The sequence below is a fragment of the Granulicella sp. WH15 genome (genome assembly GCF_009914315.1).
GTDB lineage: Bacteria > Acidobacteriota > Terriglobia > Terriglobales > Acidobacteriaceae > Edaphobacter.
Genome location: NZ_CP042596.1, coordinates 4657118 through 4673153, shown reverse-complemented (window position 1 = coordinate 4673153; position 16036 = coordinate 4657118). Strand labels below are relative to the sequence as shown.

The following is a 16036-nucleotide window of genomic DNA, read 5'->3' as shown; positions in this document are numbered from 1 at the left end:
CGCGTTCGTTCCTTCTCTCAACTTCTAGGGGGAGTCAGTACTGGTGATGCAACTGCAAGGCCGCCGCCCCTAAAAGTGGGAGCTGCGAAAGGGCAAAGAGTTTCCCTGCCCGCCATCGCTGGCCGGTTCGGGATGGTCTCAAAAAGACGCCCGGAGAGTCTGTCCGATCGAGTGAAAACTGATTAGAAAAGCGCAGACAGAAAAAGAATTCAATGGTAAGGCAGAGCGTGAAACATTACCTGATAACACGCGCTGCAACTTACTGAGCGGGTTTGATGGTAGCACGGGGAAGAGGGCAGTTTTCAAGGCTATTTTTCGAAAAAAGAGGGTTGCACCATTCCTTGTGAAAGCCATGTCCCAAAAGAAAAACCGATACTTCTGTGATGCAGACAAGTGACTGAAAAGGGTGTACCCTCGGGTATTTATTTCTGCTTTTCCACGCTGCTGGGGTATACTTGAATCTTGCCGTAACTGCCACGGTGGAGCTTCTGTAACCTCGATCCAATCACTTCTGTAGACCTCGATTGAATCGTCGCTGCCAGCACCGCCACCGAAGGCCCCGGCAGACATTTTGCAATCACGCTTCGCCTTCAATCTTTGAAGGCCGAGTCGAAGATCAAGTCTAGTCAAGTTCAGGAGTCAGTCCCATGCCCAAGCGTACCTTTCAGCCCAACCGCCGCCACCGCGCCAAGACCCACGGCTTTCTTACCCGCATGAAGACCAAGGCCGGCGCTGCCGTTCTGAGCCGCCGCCGCGCCAAGGGTCGTCACAAGATCGCCGTCTCGGCTGGCTACCGCGACTAGTCGATCTCACGCAGAGTCGATTTCAATTTGGGAATACAAAAGGGATGAGGCGGGTTGGCCTCATCCCGGTTCCTTCTTTATCGGCCCTTCTTCGACTCCCCGTTACAAGGTCTTGGTTACAAGATCGTCATTAGATCCCCTTACAACCGATGCCAGACGCGCCCGCCATCTCGAGTGAAGCTCCGGTTTCTCTAGCGGACGCCTGTGCTGCGCTGACCGATCTCTGGTCGCCGCGCGTGGTGGGCCGGGTGAACGACCAGTACATCAAGGTCGTCAAGGTGCAGGGCGAGTTCCCCTGGCACGAGCACGCAGCCGAAGACGAGATGTTCCTGGTGCTGCGCGGTGTGCTGACTATCGGGCGCTCGGCAGACGATGGCGGACCTGTTCGCGTGGGCGCGGGCGAGTTCTTCGTGGTGCCGCGCGGACTCAGGCACAATACCTCCGCTGAGGAAGAGACCTGGCTCGCGCTGATCGAGACCGTGACGACGCAGCACACCGGCGCCGAGCAGACCGCCATGACGCGCTCGATCGCCGAGCAACTCGGCTAAGCTTTCAAATCAATAGATAAGTAGCAGGATGAAGATCAAGACCCCCAACGCGCTGCTTCGCCTGCGGAAACACGCCGACTACCAGCGCGTGTATACGTCCAGCCGCAAACAGTTCTCCAAGCAGATGACCTTCTTCTTCTCGGTGCGGCCCGCGGACCGGCGCAGCGAGACACCGGGCGCGCGCATCGGGCTGACCGTCGGCAAGGTGATGGGCAAGGCGGTGGACCGCAATCGCATCAAGCGGCGGATGCGCGAGTGCATCCGCCATCAGGCCGGGTTGCTGCACGGGCCGGTGGACGTGATCCTGCACCCGCGCCGTTCGATCCTCGAGATGGACTTCGTGAAGCTGGAGCAGGAGGTCGCGTCGGTCTTCCGCACGATCCAGAAGACGCTCGACCGGCAGGCGAAGGCCCCGGCGGCTATGCCCGAGCCATGAAAGCCATTGTGCTGAAGCTGCTCTTCGGCCTCTACAAGCGGGCGTTTTCGCCCATGCTGCATAGCTTTGGCGTCTCGCATTGCATCTATCTTCCTACCTGTTCCGAATATGCCTACGTCGCCATCGACCGCTTCGGTTGGATCAAGGGTACGCGGCTGGCGGTTGCGCGGGTTGCTCGCTGCAATCCTCTGGCGAAGGGTGGATTCGACCCGGTTCCTGATCGTTAGAGACAAAGGCTTTGTCCTGCCGGACGGGCCTCCTGCGCGGAGGGCGGACGTTTACACGCCTTTTTACTGCTTCGCGTGGCCCTCCCTCTGGTGGGGAAGAAGGATTTTCGCTGCCGACCAGCGGGAGGGCCTAAGAAATTAATCTCCCTATACCGCCCCCGAGAACCGCACGAAGTGCCCGTATTCCCGGCAACCGTTTATCATCAATAGTGGCGAACTTCGCCACATCTGTACGAGCTTCAAGCGCACGAGAGACAGGATCCCCGAGTGGCAGAGTTTAAGAACCCGAATCAGCAGGGAAACACCCAAAGCAATAGCTCCCTGCTTGTCGTCATGCTGGTGATGGTGCTTGTGTTTAGCGGCCTGCAGTTCTGGCGTGCCAAACATAACCCGCAGACCGTCTCGCCGAGCGCGGCCTCACAGTCGCAGCCGAACGCGGCGGCAACCCCGTTACCGGCCGCCGTCGCTGGGGCCTCACAGGCCCCGGTCATCCAGGGTACGGCTGAGACCACGACCACTGTCGAGAACGAGTTGTACAAGATCACCTTCTCGAACCGCGGCGCGCAGGTCACCAGCTGGATTCTGAAGCGGTACAAGACCAGCGACGGTCGCCCGCTGGACCTGGTGCACGACCAGGCCTCGACGGCCTACGGCTACCCGCTCTCGCTCTATACCTATGACCCCGGCGTCACGGCCAGCCTGACGAATGCGCTCTACGTGCCCTCGGCCACCGGCAACCTGACCGCGCCGAGCACGCTTACGTTCAAGTTCCAGAACGGCGAGTTCCAGGTCACCAAGATCTTCAGCTTCGACGAGAGCTACGTGCTGCACGCCGATACGCAGGTGCTGCGCAACGGCGCGCCCTTCCGCGCACTGCTCTCCTGGCCCGGCGGCTTCGGCGACCAGGAGAACGCGATGGCCTACATCGGCGCGCAGCTCGATTCGAGCGCCAATGGCCACGAGGAGCACCTGGCTCCCAAGAAGATCGTCGGCGGCAACACGCTGAATGGGCCGTTCGACTGGGCGGGCGTCAGCGATATGTACTTCGCGGCCATCTTCCTGCCCGACAATCCGGAGTCCGCGACTGTGGCCACCTTGCACAACGAGCTGGACGTGGTGAAGGCGGCGCGGCATAACGGCGTAGGCCACGGAGTTCCGGCCAAGAAGGACGCGGGCAAGAGTCTGGTGGTGCCGATCATCGGATCGGCGGTCGGCGATCTTTCCGGCCACACGCAGACGCGGGTCTTCGTCGGCCCCAAGGCCGTAGACGTGCTGAAGAACATCCATGCGGCCAACCCGCAGGTGACCCTGCAGCCGCTGCTCGACTTCGGATTCTTCGGGATTATCGGCAAGTACCTCTTCCTGGCATTGCGGGCCATCCACGAGCACGTCACCCCTAGCTGGGGTTGGTCTATTGTCATCCTGACCGTGCTCATCAACCTGCTGATCCTGCCGCTGCGCATCAAGACCATGCAGTCCGGCCTGAAGATGCAGCGGATTCAGCCGCAGATGGACGCCATCAAGGCCAAGTACAAGAACCTGAAGGTGACCGATCCCAAGCGTAATGAGATGAACGCCGAGATCATGCAGCTCCAGAAGGACAATGGAGTCAACATGTTCGGCGGCTGCATCCCGACGCTGATCCAGATGCCCCTGCTGTTTGCCTTCTTCGGCATGTTGCCCAAGGTGGTGGAGCTGCGGCAGGCGCATTGGTACTGGCTGCCGGACCTCTCGGCTGCCGACCCGTACCATATCCTGCCGATCATCATGGTGGTCTCGCAGTTCCTGGTGCAGTTCTATACGCCTTCTCCGGGCGTAGACCCGCAGCAGCAGCGGATGATGGCGTTCATGATGCCCGCATTTTCGGGCTATATGACGTGGAACTACTCGTCGGGACTGGCGCTGTACTGGTCGGTGGGTAACCTCATCGGCATCGCGCAGCAGGCAGTGATGAACCGTACCTCCATCGGTCGGGAGATGCGTGAGATTGCGGCCAAGCGGGCGCGGCGCAAGGCCGGGGTCGGAACGGGCGGGGCGAAACCGGGCGCGACGAAGACGATCCAGGGCAAGACCGTCAAGCGCTGAGGGAGCTTTAGGAGCTGCTATTAGCGTGGCCTGGCGTCGGATCAGACGCCAGGCTTTTTATTGTCAATAAATTTATAATGTTTCAACATTTTTATTTGAGAATGAGTCTTTTCATCAGGCTGGACGTCTATGTTGGAACAGCTTCTCTTCAGTTAAGACGCATATGCAACATTTTTTTAGAGGGTCGTTTCTCTTTGTAACTCTCCTTGCTGTACGCCTTGGTGATGAATGTCTAAGCTGAATAACCTATCCAATAGGGTAGTGTGCTTTTTAAATCGAGTGATCCGTCAGTCGGGTCTGGGCCTGGAGTTCCAGGTGGAGATTGAACGCCGGTGTGATTGCGGCTGCGGCGAGGATGGCCTGCTGGTGGTGTTTGAGGGGCCGGATACCGACCTGCTGCTGGCCAACCGCAGCGAACTGCTGACTGCGCTGGAGCATGTGACCGCAGCAATGCTTCGGTTGCCTGCGTCTCGTCGGCGGGTGCTGAGTTTCGACGTTGGGAGTCTGCGGGCGGAGCGGGAACAGCGGCTCTACTGCGAGGCGGCGGTTGCAATGAACCTAGTGGAGAGCACGGGGCGAATGTACTCTTTTGCCCCGATGGTCCGCCGGGACCGTCACATCCTGATCCATCAGCTTGAAGATCATGGCCTCCATGCGGAGTCGGTGGGAGTGGGCTGGCATCGCCACGTTGTGGTCTATCCCTCGACGGGGTTGGCCTACGGCGGGGTGGGGAGTTCGCCACCTGCGGAGTCGTCTTCAGGGTTAAGTTCGGGTACGTCCCCGAGTCTGGGGCTTACCTAGAAGAGCCGTCCCACGCGAAGCGTCGCCACCGGCGTTAGGGAGTTTTCGCAGTTGCTATCGTGTGCCCCCATCTTGATCTTTGGAGATGGGGGCACACGACTTACAGCTCAGTGCCCTTGTTCTGGAGCAGGCTCCGGCAGCGTTCGAGGAAGGCCGCCGTCGTGATGCTGCCCTCATCGCCCTTGCCCCGGGTGCGGACGCTGACCGACTCGGTCGCCGCCTCCTTATCGCCGAGGATCAGGATGAACGGCACCTTGCTCACGCCGAATTCGCGGATCTTGGCGTTCATCTTCTCGTTGCGCTCATCCAGCTCCACGCGGATGCCGGCGGCCTCAAGCTGCTGCTTGACCAGCCGCGCATACTCCAGGTGCTTCTCTGAGATGGGCACCAACCCCACCTGCACTGGGGCCAGCCAGAAGGGAAACGCTCCGGCGTAGTGCTCGATGAGGACGCCGAAGAACCGCTCCACCGAGCCGAAGAGCGCGCGGTGGACCATGACCGGCTGGTGCAGCTCGCCGTCCTCGCCCTTGTACGAAAGCTCGAAGCGGGCAGGCAGGTTGAAGTCGAACTGAACCGTCGAGAGCTGCCACATGCGGCCCAACACGTCGACCAGCTTGATATCGATCTTCGGCCCGTAGAACGCGGCCTCGCCGGGGATAGTGCGGAAGGGAATCCCCTTGCGGTCGAGCGCGGTACGGAGCGAGTTGATCGCCTGGTTCCAGTGCTCGGGCGAGCCGGTGTAGTCCTCGGGCTTGCTTGGGTCCCAGGTCGAAAGCTCTACCTTGAACTCGGCGAAGCCGAAGGTGGTCAGGACGCCCTGCGCGAACTCGATGCAGGCTACGACCTCGTCCTCGATCTGTCCGGGCGTGCAGAAGATGTGCGCGTCGTCCTGCGTAAAGCCGCGCACGCGCAGCAACCCGTGCATGGTGCCCGACCGCTCGTACCGGTAGACGTTGCCCAGCTCCGCGTACCGCTGCGGCAGGTCGCGGTAGCTCTTGGGCGTGTTCTTGTAGATAAGGATGTGGCCGGGACAGTTCATCGGCTTCAGCCGGTACTCGGCGTCGTCCAGCTCCATGGGCGGGTACATGTTCTCCGCGTAGAAGCCCTCGTGCCCGGAGATCTTCCATAGCTCGCGCCGCATGATGTGCGGTGTGTAGACCATCTGGTAGCCGCGCCGGATGCACTCGTCGCGCATCCAGTCCTCCATCGTCTTGCGGATCAGACCGCCTTTGGGGTGCCAGAAGATAAGGCCCGCGCCCGCGACCTCTTGGATGGAGAACAGGTCGAGCTGCTTGCCCAGAACGCGGTGGTCGCGCGCCTTGATCTCCTCCAGCCGCGCGAAGTGCGCCTTCAGGTCCTTGTCGTTGAAGAACGCCGTGCCATAGATGCGCTGGAGCTGCTGGTTCTTTTCGTCGCCCAGCCAGTACGCCCCGGCCACCGAGGTAACCTTGAACGCCTTGACCCGGCTCGTGGAGGGAACGTGCGGACCGCGGCAGAAGTCGGTGAAGCCGCCGTTCTTATAAAGGGAAATCTGCTCTCCGGGCTGGGTGAAGCGCTCGATGAAGTGGACCTTCATGAACTCGCCCTGCTCCAGGTAGTCGGCGATACCTTGCTCGCGCGTCTCCTCCTCGCGGACGAACTTCTCATCGCGCGCGACGACCTCGGCCATGCGCGCCTCGATGGCGGCGAGATCCTCCTCGGTAAACGGCACCTCGCGGTAGACGTCGTAGAAGAAGCCGTTGTCGGTGGCGGGACCGTGGCCCAGCTTGGTCTCGGGGAAGAGCTCCAGGATGGCCGTCGCCATGACGTGCGCGGCGGAGTGCCGCACCACCTTCAGCGAGTCCTCATCCTGCTCCTTGAGCAGCCAGAGCGCGACGTCCTCGGTCAGCGGCGTCGTCAGGTCGACGAGCTTCTCTGCGGCGGGATCGCCCGCGCCGTACATGGAGCCTTCCGACTCCTCGGTGTCTTCGGGCGTATCGTCCGCGCCGCCCTCGGACTGGTTGATATCCAGCCCGGCCAGCGGCTTGATGCGGGCAACGACCACGGTCGCCGCCAGTCGGGGCGAGATCGCCGTGGCGATGTCGAATGGGGTGGTGCCCTGGGGGACTTCGCGAATGGAGCCGTCGGGTAGCTGGACCCGGATTGTCGATACGCCTTGCTCTGCTGTCACTGAGATTGCCTGCTCACTCATATTTGTCTGCCAACTGACAGCATATTTTGTTCGCCGCCGTTCTGCATCTTCTTGCCCCAGGCAACCTGTTCCCCCATTGGTGGTAGGGCGTCCATGCCGCCGATTCATCGAACGCAGCATCAGAGGGTGTAGGCTGAACAAAAGTAACGTTACATATGTACCGCACTATTCCTTCTTACCCGTAGAGCGAAAGGATTCCCCCATGCAGGTTCTATGCCAGAAGTCCAACTCCTCCGAAGGCGCAGATAAGATCTCCTGCAGCATCTGTGGGCAGGCGTTCCAGATCTTCTGGGAGCGTAGCTCGCAGACTGAGCGTGCGGCGCAGATGGAGACCGTGATGGCGGCGATCGCCGAGCACCACCAGGGCAACGACTCGCACCGTGCGCACCCGCACACGGGATTCCTGGTCCCGGGCTGGTCAGGGCTCACCAAGTTTTCGGCGGCGGCCCTGCTGGGCGGCGCACAGTCCTGGTCTATCTAGAGCGATTGTAAAAACACGCGCAGCGTCCAAAACCACACGAAGTGCCGCCCGCCCGGCGTTAGGACGCTGTTGCTGTTGCTTGTTCTTTTGGTTGTCATTCAGGAGCGAAGCGGAGGAATCTGCTTCTGCGGCAGGTCCGGGCTTTAGCCTGAGAAATGCTCCCTACCCCCAGCGCATCCGCGACCTCTCGGTATTTCAAGAGTTCTTCATCATCTCTCTGCATCCTCCTGCGGCGGGTTCCATCTATAGTAAGTAAAGCGATCGGTGTTTGAACACCGATGTGCGCAAGACCAACTCCAAGGAGATCTTTCAATGCCCACACTGCTCAAAATCGACGCCAGCCCCCGCGGCGATTACTCCGTATCTCGCAATCTCACCACGATCTTTACCGAAGAGTGGACCAAGAACTACTCCGGCACGGTGGTCGAGCGCGACCTCTTCAAGACCGACCTGCCCTTCGTCGACGTGCCCTGGATGATGGGTGCCTACACCCCGGCCGAGCAGCACTCCCCCGAGATCCAGAAGACTATCAAGATCTCGAACGACCTGGTCGATGAGCTTCTGGCAGCCGACCACATCGTGCTCGGCACGCCCATGTACAACTTTGCCACTCCGGCGATCACCAAGGCCTATATCGACCACATCGTCCGCGTGGGCCGCACCTTCTCCACCTCGTACGAGGGTCTGGCCAAGGGCAAGAAGCTGACGATCATCATCGCCAGCGGTGGTGTCTACACGCCCGGCGCACATATGGAGGCGTACAACGCCGAGTCCGGCTACCTGAAGCAGATCTTCGGCTTCATCGGCATCACGGACGTGAACATCGTCCTCGCAGGTGGCAGCAACGCCCTGAACACGGGCGAGAAGACGCTGCCCCAGGTAGTTGAAGAGCACAAGGCCGCCGTAGTCGAAGCAGCCAAGTAAACTAACCGCTAAAGAAACAACACCCCTTCTCCGCAATGTCTGTGCGGAGGAGGGGTGTTGTTTTTGCAAAGCAACAGCAACCACGCCCACGCGCCGGGACACATCGTGCTGTTTTGGACGCTTCGCGTGTTTCTCGTAGCACTCCCAACCTGCGATCCTCAACACCCCATAAAATAGCTCCTATGGATTACGCCGCAGCGGTCGCTCACCTGTATGCTCTGGGCCAGGAGCTAGCTCCCCCAACGGACCCGTCGGCACCGCGCCGCAAGTTCGATCTCGCCACCATGCGCGTGCTCATGCGCGCCCTGGGCGACCCCCAGAACCTCGTCCCGTCAGTACTGATCGCAGGCACCAATGGCAAGGGTTCCACCGCCTCTACCCTTGCCTCGATCCTGACCGCCGCAGGCTACCGCACGGGCCTCTACACCAGCCCGCACCTGATCCGTGTCAACGAGCGTATCCAACTGGCGCAGCCCACCCTGCCTGGCGAGTACGGCTCCGCCAGCGCCGTCGGCTCCGAGGGAGAACTGAAGCTGCATCCCATCCCCGACGACGACTTCGGTCGCATCTACAGCCGTGTCTGGTCCACCGCCGAGACCCTCGTCCGCGACGGCCAGCTCCCCCACACGCCGAGCTTCTTCGAGGTGGTCACGGCGCTGGCCTACACCTGGTTCGCCGACCGCCAGGCCGACATCATGGTGCTTGAAGTGGGCCTCGGAGGCCGTCTGGACGCGACCAACATCGTCGAGCCGCTGCTCTCGATCATCACCGACATCGCGCTCGACCACCAGGACTACCTTGGCGACACCATCGCGCTCATCACCGCGGAAAAATGCGGTATCCTGCGCCAGAACGGAACCCTTATCACCCTGCCGCAGCACCCCGAGGCCAACCAGGCCATCGGCGAAGCGGCGATGGCGCTGAACGTCCACGGCGTCAGCGCGGCGGCCTACATTCCGCCACCCTCCCGTGACGGCTCGCTGCCGGAGACGACGGATCTGCTCCCCAGAAACCTCTACACCCTCAGACTCGAAGACGGCTCAGGGACCATCCTCGTAGACTCACCGCTGGCCGGACAGCATCAGCAAAGAAACATCGCACTGGCCCTGTCGGCAGCTCTCGAATTACGCAACAAAAACAGTTACAAAATCACAAACACCGCTCTGGAGCAGGGGATTCACAACACGAGCTGGCCGGGAAGGCTGGAGCGGATCGGCGAGAACCTGCTGCTCGACGTAGCCCACAACCCCGCCGGAGCCTGGACCCTCAGAGCCGCCATCGCGGCGCTACCGGAGGATCGTCCGCGCACCCTGCTCTTCTCCTGCCTGAAGGATAAAAACCTGAAGGAGATTTCGCGGATACTGTTTCCGCTCTTCGATTCCAGCCCCGACGGCGACCCGCTGCGGCGGCACGACCACATCGTGCTGGCCCCGGTTCCCAGCCCCCGCGCGGCCTCGGTGGACGACCTGCTGGGTGCGGCCCATGCCCTGGGGATTCCGGCTCACGCCGCTCCCCACCCGGAGGCAGCGCTGGCGCAGGCCCGGCAGATTACGCCGGAGGGCGGCCTGATTATCGCCACCGGCTCAATCTTTCTAGTGGGCGAGTTGCGCGGCCTGCTGCTGCACCCGCACACGGAGCCGGTAGAGGTCGCCGCCGAATGAGCCTTCCGGCATCTGCTCCAGCGCGGACGCCGCTGCGTTGGCTCACCTACCTGTTGCTGATGCCTCTGGTCGCGTTGGCGACCACCTTCTTTGGTTGCATCTCCCTGGTGGCCGGGCTATGGGATAAGTCCGGCAGGCAGCAGCACGCCATCGCGCGGGCCTGGGCCGCTGTGTTGCTGCAAATCGCTCTCTCCCCGGTAAAGCGGGTAGGGTTTGAGAACCTGCCGCGTAAGACAGCGGTATACGCCTCGAACCATCTGAGCTACTACGACACGCCGGTTCTCTTCGCGAAGCTGCCATTTCAGTTCCGAATCCTCGCGAAGCAATCGCTCTGGACGATCCCCTTCGTCGGCTGGTACTTGAACCGCTCCGGCCAGGTGCCGATCGACGCAAAATCGAACCGTTCGGCGATTGCAGGGCTTCTGCGCGGCGTCAAAACATTGCAGGCGGGGCTTCCGCTGGTGCTGTTTCCCGAGGGGGGACGTACGGAGACCGGGCTTCTAGGAGAGTTCCAGTCCGGAGCAGCCTTCATGGCCATCAAGGCGCAGGTGCCAATCGTACCGCTGGCGTTGATTGGAACCTACGAGCTGCTGCCGATGCACACCTACCACCTGATGCCACGACCGCTGAAGATCGTGATGGGCGAGCCAATCTCCACCGTGGGGCTGACCACCAAGGACGCCGACGCATTGACGGCCCGAGTCTTCGCGGCAATCACCGCACTCTACGAGAAGAATCGCTAAAAAGGCTTGTCCTAGCAGGCGGGTCCGCTATGCGCGGGGCGGGCGTTCACACGCCTTTTTAAAGCTTCGCGAGGCCCTCCCCTTGGTCGGAATTGAGATTCTCGCTGCCGACCAACGGGAGGCCCCATGCAGATAATCCCTGCCATACCGCCCTGAGAACGGTACGAAGTACCCCTGCTAGGATTTATAGGCTATGTCTATCAAGCCTCGTATCGCGATTCCCGTGCCTACCAGCTTTAACCACGACTATAACCAGCGGAGCTGGCCGCAGTACGCGGCGGCGGTGGAGCGTTCGGGTGGCGAACCCGTGAAGTTTGCGCTGGACCTAACGCCTCGGGCCATCGCCGACCTGGCAAATAGCTGCCAGGGAGTCCTGCTGCCGGGCAGTCCGGCGGATGTAAACCCGCAAAAGTACGGGCAGGAGCCGATAGAAGCGACGGCGGCTGCGGATCTTCCCCGTGAGAACGTCGACGAACTGCTCCTACAGGACGCGCACAACCTCTACAAGCCGATCCTTACGATCTGCTTCGGAACCCAGATGCTGAACGTCTGGCGCTCCGGCACTCTGGTGCAGGACCTGACGGTGATGCCGGTAAACCACGCGGCGAGCAAGGTCGCCGTGGCTCACAGCGCGGCGGTGCTACCGGAGTCGCTGTTGGGGCATATCCTAACCGCTGAGAGCGCTTCCAGGGCAGAAGCGCCGGAGCAGGATTCCTTCCTGCGTCTGCCAATCAACTCTTCGCACCACCAAGCCGTCGGAATTCCCGGAGACGGGCTGAAGGTTGTGGCCCGGTGCCCGCAGGATGCGGTGGTGGAGGCCATTGAGGGTGGGCAGGGCAGCGGTTCGGCCCACTTTGTGCTGGGGCTACAGTGGCACCCGGAGCGCAGCTACGACATCAGCCCCTCCTCCAAGGCGATCTTCGACCGCTTTGTCGAGTCGGCCCGGCTCTGGGCACCGCGTCCTATCCACACGTCGGTGGCCTAAGACGGCTATGGCGACCCTGACCTTGAACGAGATTGCCGCAATTCTGGCACCTTATGCAGAGACCACGCCCGCATTGGTGGAAAAACTCTCCGTATATCTGGATCTTCTGGTGAAGTGGAACGGCAAGACCAACCTGACGGCAATCCGGGACCCCCGCCAGATGGTGCAGCGACACTTTGGGGAGTCTCTTTTTGCAGCGAAGCATCTTCCGGCGTGCAAAACTCTGCTGGATTTTGGCTCAGGGGCTGGATTTCCGGGGATTCCCATGCAGTTAGTGCACCCAGAGGTTCAGGTGACACTGGGTGAGTCGCAGAACAAGAAAGCAGCGTTTCTGCGGGAGGCGGTGCGGACGTTGGGGCTTTCGACCGAGGTGTGGGCGGCGAGGGTGGATACTATGCCGGTTTCAAGACAGTTTGACGTGGTAGCTCTGAGGGCAGTGGATAACCCGGAGCTGGCACTGGCAGAGGCTTTGGTCCGGGTTGCGGCGGGCGGCTCGGTGGTTCAGCTTACGACAGGTGTTGGTTCGGGGAGAGGGAAGACGTTTCCCCTCCCAGGGAGCGATTCCGGAGCAGTGGAAGTGGTTTTGGCGTAGTTTTGTTCCACGTGGAACAGGTGGAATATGCGGAAATCAATGTTCCACGTGGAACAGCCGGTTATCCGAGAATCTGACGCATTGCTCTGAAGACCCAGGAAGATAGCACGGCATTTGCCAGCAAGCCTGCGGGGAAGTACCCTTAGCAGACCGGATTATGTCGAACGATCAAGTAAAAAACACACAAGAGAAGACCGCCCAAAGCAAGGTAATCGCCGTCGTTAACCAAAAGGGCGGCGTAGGCAAGACAACCACGGCTATCAACCTGGCGGCAGCTCTGGCAGCCGAAGGCCTGAAGATCCTGTTGATAGACGTCGATCCCCAGGCCAACACGACGGGTGGGCTGGGCGTGGCCCGGCAGAAGGACAGCGAGGAGCAGAGGCTCTCTATTTATGACGCCATTCTTGGCGCGAACACGCTGGCCGAAGCGGCTATGGAGACGCGGGTCCCCAACCTGACGCTGGTTCCCGGCAGCAAGAACCTGATCGGGGCCAATCTGGAGCTGGTTCAGCAGAAGCGACGGGAGTTTCGTCTGCGGGAAGCGCTTGAGCCGGTACGGAATGAGTATGCGTTTACGATTCTGGACTGCCCGCCAGCGCTGGACCTGCTGACTCTGAACTCCCTGGTGGCCTCGGATGGGCTGCTGGTGCCGTTGCAGGCCGAGTACTTCGCGTTGGAAGGAATCTCAGAGCTGATGGGGACACTGGACCGGGTGGTCCATGCGTTCAATCCGAAGCTGGCTCTCGAAGGCGTGCTGTTGACGATGTACGACGATCGCACCAACCTCTCGCAGCAGGTGACGGAGAACCTGAAGAGCTTCTTCGGGGATAAGCTCTTTGCCACGACGATTCCGCGGAATATCCGGCTGGCTGAGGCTCCGAGCCACGGCTTGCCGGTGTCGATGTACGATCCGAAGTCTCGGGGAGCGGATGCGTATCGCGATCTGGCGTTGGAGCTGCTGCGTAATAACAAGGTGATATCACCGGCGCAGAAGCTGCGGGATGAGCACGCAGCCGAGATGGAGCGTCTGGTGGCGGAGCGGGCGGTTGAGGCGGCTAAGAAAAAGAAGAAGCGGTGGCCGTTCAGCGCGGACGACCCAATCCGCGTGGTGCCGTAGCCGGAAGTGGTGGTTTAGGACTTTTCTGATGCTTTGGCAGTAGGCTCTGCTGGGTTGGTTTGGCTGAAAGATCTTTAGCGATAGGACGATTGCACTTATGACGAACCAGAATGATTCGAAGCGGCGTGCGTTGGGCAAGGGGCTGGAGTCCCTGTTGCCGGCACGCCAGCCTGCTCCGCCGGTGGCGGCTCCCGAGGTCAATGGCAAACCGCTGGAGATTCCGGTAGGCGAGATCGACCGGAACCCGTTTCAGACGCGGACCAGCTTCGATGAGAGCAAGCTGATCGAGCTGGCGCAGTCGATTGCGGCTACAGGCGTGGTGCAGCCCATCGTGGTGAGGCCGCTGCCGAGCGGGCGTTACCAGCTCATTATGGGAGAGCGCCGCTGGCTGGCCTCGAAGCAGGCAGGCAAGGCGACGATTCCGGCGATTCTGCGCACGGTCTCGGATGAGCAGGCGATGGAGATGACCATCGTCGAGAACCTGCAACGCGCGGACCTGAATCCGATGGAGCAGGCGCGGGCGTATCAGCGGCTCCAGAGCGACTTCAAGATGACGCAGGAGCAGATGGCTGTACGGACCGGCAAGGAACGGGCCAGCGTGGCGAACTTTCTGCGGTTACTGCGGCTGCCGGAGTCGGTGCAGGGCAGGGTGGAGTCGGGCGAGCTGAGCTTTGGGCACGCCCGGACGCTGCTGGCCCTCGGATCGGCAGAGGCAATTGTGGCGGCTACTCAGAAGGTGATGGCGCTGTCCATGTCGGTACGGCAGACTGAGACGTATGTGCAAGGGCTGCTGAACCCGGAGTCGAAACCCGGCAAGGTAGAGAAGATTGAGGCCGCGCAGGACCCGAATGTACACGAGGCCCAGAACCGGTTGCAGAGAGCCTTGGGACTGCGGGTGCGGATCGAAGACACAAAGGGCAAGGGCCGGGTAATTATCGAGTACTCGCGGTTGGAAGATTTCGATGCCATTATGGCTGCGGTGGTGGGCGAAGGTTGATTTGTAACTGTTTTAGTTCTGTATTAGGTGAGAGATGAAGGCTTCTGCGTTTGAGTTTCGGATTCGCTATCTGCTGCACCTGGTGATCTATGGGTTGGGCTTTACGGCGCCGTGGAACCACTGGCTACACCTGGACCCGCCGGGGCCGAACGCGCATGTATGGGGGATCCTGGCGGCGACGATGCCAAAGGCGGGGATCGGCAGTATTGGCAGCGCGTTCGATGTCCTGCTGGGGCTGGGGATCGCGTTTGCGCTGCTGGGAGCCGGGTTGCGTACGTGGGGCGCGGCTTATCTAGGCACGGATGTGGTGAAGGACGGTGCGATGCATCCGGGCGACGAGTCCAGCGTAATCGCAGACGGGCCGTTCCGGCATCTACGGAACCCGCTGTATGTCGGGACGTTTATGCATACGTTCGCGCTGGCGCTGCTGATGCCCGTGAGTGGGGCGATCTTTACGATTGTGATGATCGGGCTGCTCCAGATGAGGCTGATCCTGGGGGAAGAGGCGTTTCTTTCGGAGAAGCTGGGGCCTGCATACGTGGCATATTGTGGGTTGGTGCCGCGGGTGTGGCCGGTGGTGAAGGCGCGGGTGATGGGTTCTGGCAAGCGGCCGCGGTGGGGGCAGGCGTTTGTGGGGGAGATTTATATGTGGGGTGTGGCAGCTTCATTTGCTGCGGTAGGGTGGCGGTATAACGCTTCGTTGCTGTGGCAGGGAGTGATTGTATCGTTGGGGGTCTCGTTGGTGGCAAGGGCATTGCTGCCCAAGCAGGCTTCATAGCTACCTTTGCTGTCCTTGCCCGGATACCAGGCTAGGGTCTCGCCCTCGCTTGGTAGAGAACACGCCTTCGGCGTTTTCTAGGGGGGGCAAAGGGAGGGAGATAAAACACAGCAGGGACTGCCGTTAGGCAGTCCCTGCTGTGTTTTGCACATATGTAACTGTTTTGGTTGCTAGTTACTTCTTGGGGGGAGCGATGGTGTCCTTAGCGACCTTGGCGACGCGGAACTTGACCACGGTCTTGGCCTTGATCTTGATGGTCTCGCCGGTCTGGGGGTTGCGGCCCAGGCGAGCCTTGCGCTCCGCCTTGACGAGCTTGCCGATGCCAGGGATGGTGAACTCGCCGTTCTTCTTGGTTTCCTTGACGGCGGTCTCTGCCAGCAGCTCGAGGAAGGCCGAGGTCTGCTTGTTGGTGAGTTCCATCTTTTCGGCCAGTGCGCGAACGAGTGCTGTCTTGGTCATTCCCTTTGCCATTTGTGTTGCTCCTTCAGTGTTCGAGATGTGCTTCAGTTGTTCTGAAGCGGGTGAGGCGCGTCCTGGACCCTTTGCCGACTTCGCGCTACGCGAAATCTCCTGTATTCATAGGGGTCCGGCGAACCGTACCGCAATCCACCTTCGTCTCTTCGGAACCCTTTGTCAACCGGTTTTCTCGGGTTTCCACAGGTTTTTC

General features: G+C 60.9%; 17 protein-coding genes. 15 read left to right on the top strand and 2 right to left on the bottom strand.

Features of this window, described 5'->3' with window-relative positions:
- Window positions 1–647: 647 nt before the first annotated feature.
- The 6 genes from rpmH (at window position 648) to FTO74_RS19305 (ending at window position 4900) form a co-directional block, all read left to right on the top strand.
- Window positions 648–803, top strand: a complete 156-nt coding sequence (gene rpmH, locus FTO74_RS19330) for a 50S ribosomal protein L34 (RefSeq protein WP_162539606.1) — start codon at window positions 648–650, stop codon at window positions 801–803.
- A 149-nt stretch (window positions 804–952) separates the two neighbouring features.
- Window positions 953–1351, top strand: a complete 399-nt coding sequence (locus FTO74_RS19325) for a cupin domain-containing protein (RefSeq protein ID WP_162539605.1) — start codon at window positions 953–955, stop codon at window positions 1349–1351.
- Window positions 1352–1379: 28 nt separating this feature from the next.
- Entirely contained in the window at window positions 1380–1787 is a 408-nt protein-coding gene (rnpA, locus tag FTO74_RS19320) for a ribonuclease P protein component (RefSeq protein WP_162539604.1), read from the top strand.
- Window positions 1784–2014: a membrane protein insertion efficiency factor YidD gene (gene yidD, locus FTO74_RS19315; protein WP_162539603.1), complete on the top strand. Its 231-nt coding sequence runs from the start codon at window positions 1784–1786 to the stop codon at window positions 2012–2014. The genes rnpA and yidD overlap by 4 nt, the downstream gene beginning before the upstream one ends.
- 267 nt (window positions 2015–2281) lie before the next feature.
- The gene (gene yidC, locus FTO74_RS19310; protein ID WP_162539602.1) at window positions 2282–4099 is read left to right on the top strand and encodes a membrane protein insertase YidC; all 1818 of its coding nucleotides are present in this window, start codon (window positions 2282–2284) and stop codon (window positions 4097–4099) included.
- A gap of 279 nt (window positions 4100–4378) precedes the next feature.
- The gene (locus FTO74_RS19305) at window positions 4379–4900 is read left to right on the top strand and encodes a R3H domain-containing nucleic acid-binding protein (protein WP_162539601.1); all 522 of its coding nucleotides are present in this window, start codon (window positions 4379–4381) and stop codon (window positions 4898–4900) included.
- Window positions 4901–5000: 100 nt separating this feature from the next.
- On the opposite strand, the gene thrS is transcribed toward FTO74_RS19305, so the two are convergent.
- Complete coding sequence (gene thrS, locus FTO74_RS19300) at window positions 5001–7070, bottom strand: threonine--tRNA ligase (RefSeq protein ID WP_255462399.1); 2070 nt, start codon at window positions 7068–7070, stop codon at window positions 5001–5003.
- Between the two features lie 223 nt (window positions 7071–7293).
- Between thrS and FTO74_RS19295 the strand changes: the two genes are divergently transcribed.
- The 9 genes from FTO74_RS19295 to FTO74_RS19255 all read left to right on the top strand — a co-directional run bounded on the left by FTO74_RS19295 (window position 7294) and on the right by FTO74_RS19255 (window position 15369).
- Entirely contained in the window at window positions 7294–7572 is a 279-nt protein-coding gene (locus FTO74_RS19295; RefSeq protein ID WP_162539599.1) for a hypothetical protein, read from the top strand.
- A gap of 312 nt (window positions 7573–7884) precedes the next feature.
- The gene (locus tag FTO74_RS19290) at window positions 7885–8496 is read left to right on the top strand and encodes an NAD(P)H-dependent oxidoreductase (RefSeq protein WP_162539598.1); all 612 of its coding nucleotides are present in this window, start codon (window positions 7885–7887) and stop codon (window positions 8494–8496) included.
- Window positions 8497–8678: 182 nt separating this feature from the next.
- Complete coding sequence (locus FTO74_RS19285; protein ID WP_162539597.1) at window positions 8679–10157, top strand: folylpolyglutamate synthase/dihydrofolate synthase family protein; 1479 nt, start codon at window positions 8679–8681, stop codon at window positions 10155–10157.
- A complete protein-coding gene (locus FTO74_RS19280) occupies window positions 10154–10900 on the top strand; it encodes a lysophospholipid acyltransferase family protein (protein WP_162539596.1) in 747 nt (248 codons plus the stop codon). The genes FTO74_RS19285 and FTO74_RS19280 overlap by 4 nt, the downstream gene beginning before the upstream one ends.
- Before the next feature lie 193 nt (window positions 10901–11093).
- Window positions 11094–11885: a gamma-glutamyl-gamma-aminobutyrate hydrolase family protein gene (locus tag FTO74_RS19275; protein WP_162539595.1), complete on the top strand. Its 792-nt coding sequence runs from the start codon at window positions 11094–11096 to the stop codon at window positions 11883–11885.
- A 7-nt stretch (window positions 11886–11892) separates the two neighbouring features.
- Window positions 11893–12477 carry a 16S rRNA (guanine(527)-N(7))-methyltransferase RsmG gene (gene rsmG, locus FTO74_RS19270; RefSeq protein ID WP_162539594.1) on the top strand — a complete coding sequence of 195 codons (585 nt, stop codon included), beginning with the start codon at window positions 11893–11895 and terminating at the stop codon, window positions 12475–12477.
- A gap of 157 nt (window positions 12478–12634) precedes the next feature.
- Window positions 12635–13594 (top strand): AAA family ATPase, encoded by a 960-nt coding sequence (locus tag FTO74_RS19265; RefSeq protein ID WP_162539593.1) that lies wholly within the window; start codon window positions 12635–12637, stop codon window positions 13592–13594.
- A 97-nt stretch (window positions 13595–13691) separates the two neighbouring features.
- A complete protein-coding gene (locus FTO74_RS19260) occupies window positions 13692–14591 on the top strand; it encodes a ParB/RepB/Spo0J family partition protein (RefSeq protein ID WP_162539592.1) in 900 nt (299 codons plus the stop codon).
- A gap of 34 nt (window positions 14592–14625) precedes the next feature.
- Complete coding sequence (locus FTO74_RS19255; RefSeq protein ID WP_162539591.1) at window positions 14626–15369, top strand: isoprenylcysteine carboxylmethyltransferase family protein; 744 nt, start codon at window positions 14626–14628, stop codon at window positions 15367–15369.
- Window positions 15370–15543: 174 nt separating this feature from the next.
- Here the strand turns inward: FTO74_RS19255 and FTO74_RS19250 are convergent, their stop codons facing one another.
- Window positions 15544–15840, bottom strand: coding sequence for an HU family DNA-binding protein (locus tag FTO74_RS19250; RefSeq protein ID WP_089407493.1), 297 nt, complete (start codon window positions 15838–15840; stop codon window positions 15544–15546).
- Window positions 15841–16036 lie beyond the last annotated feature (196 nt).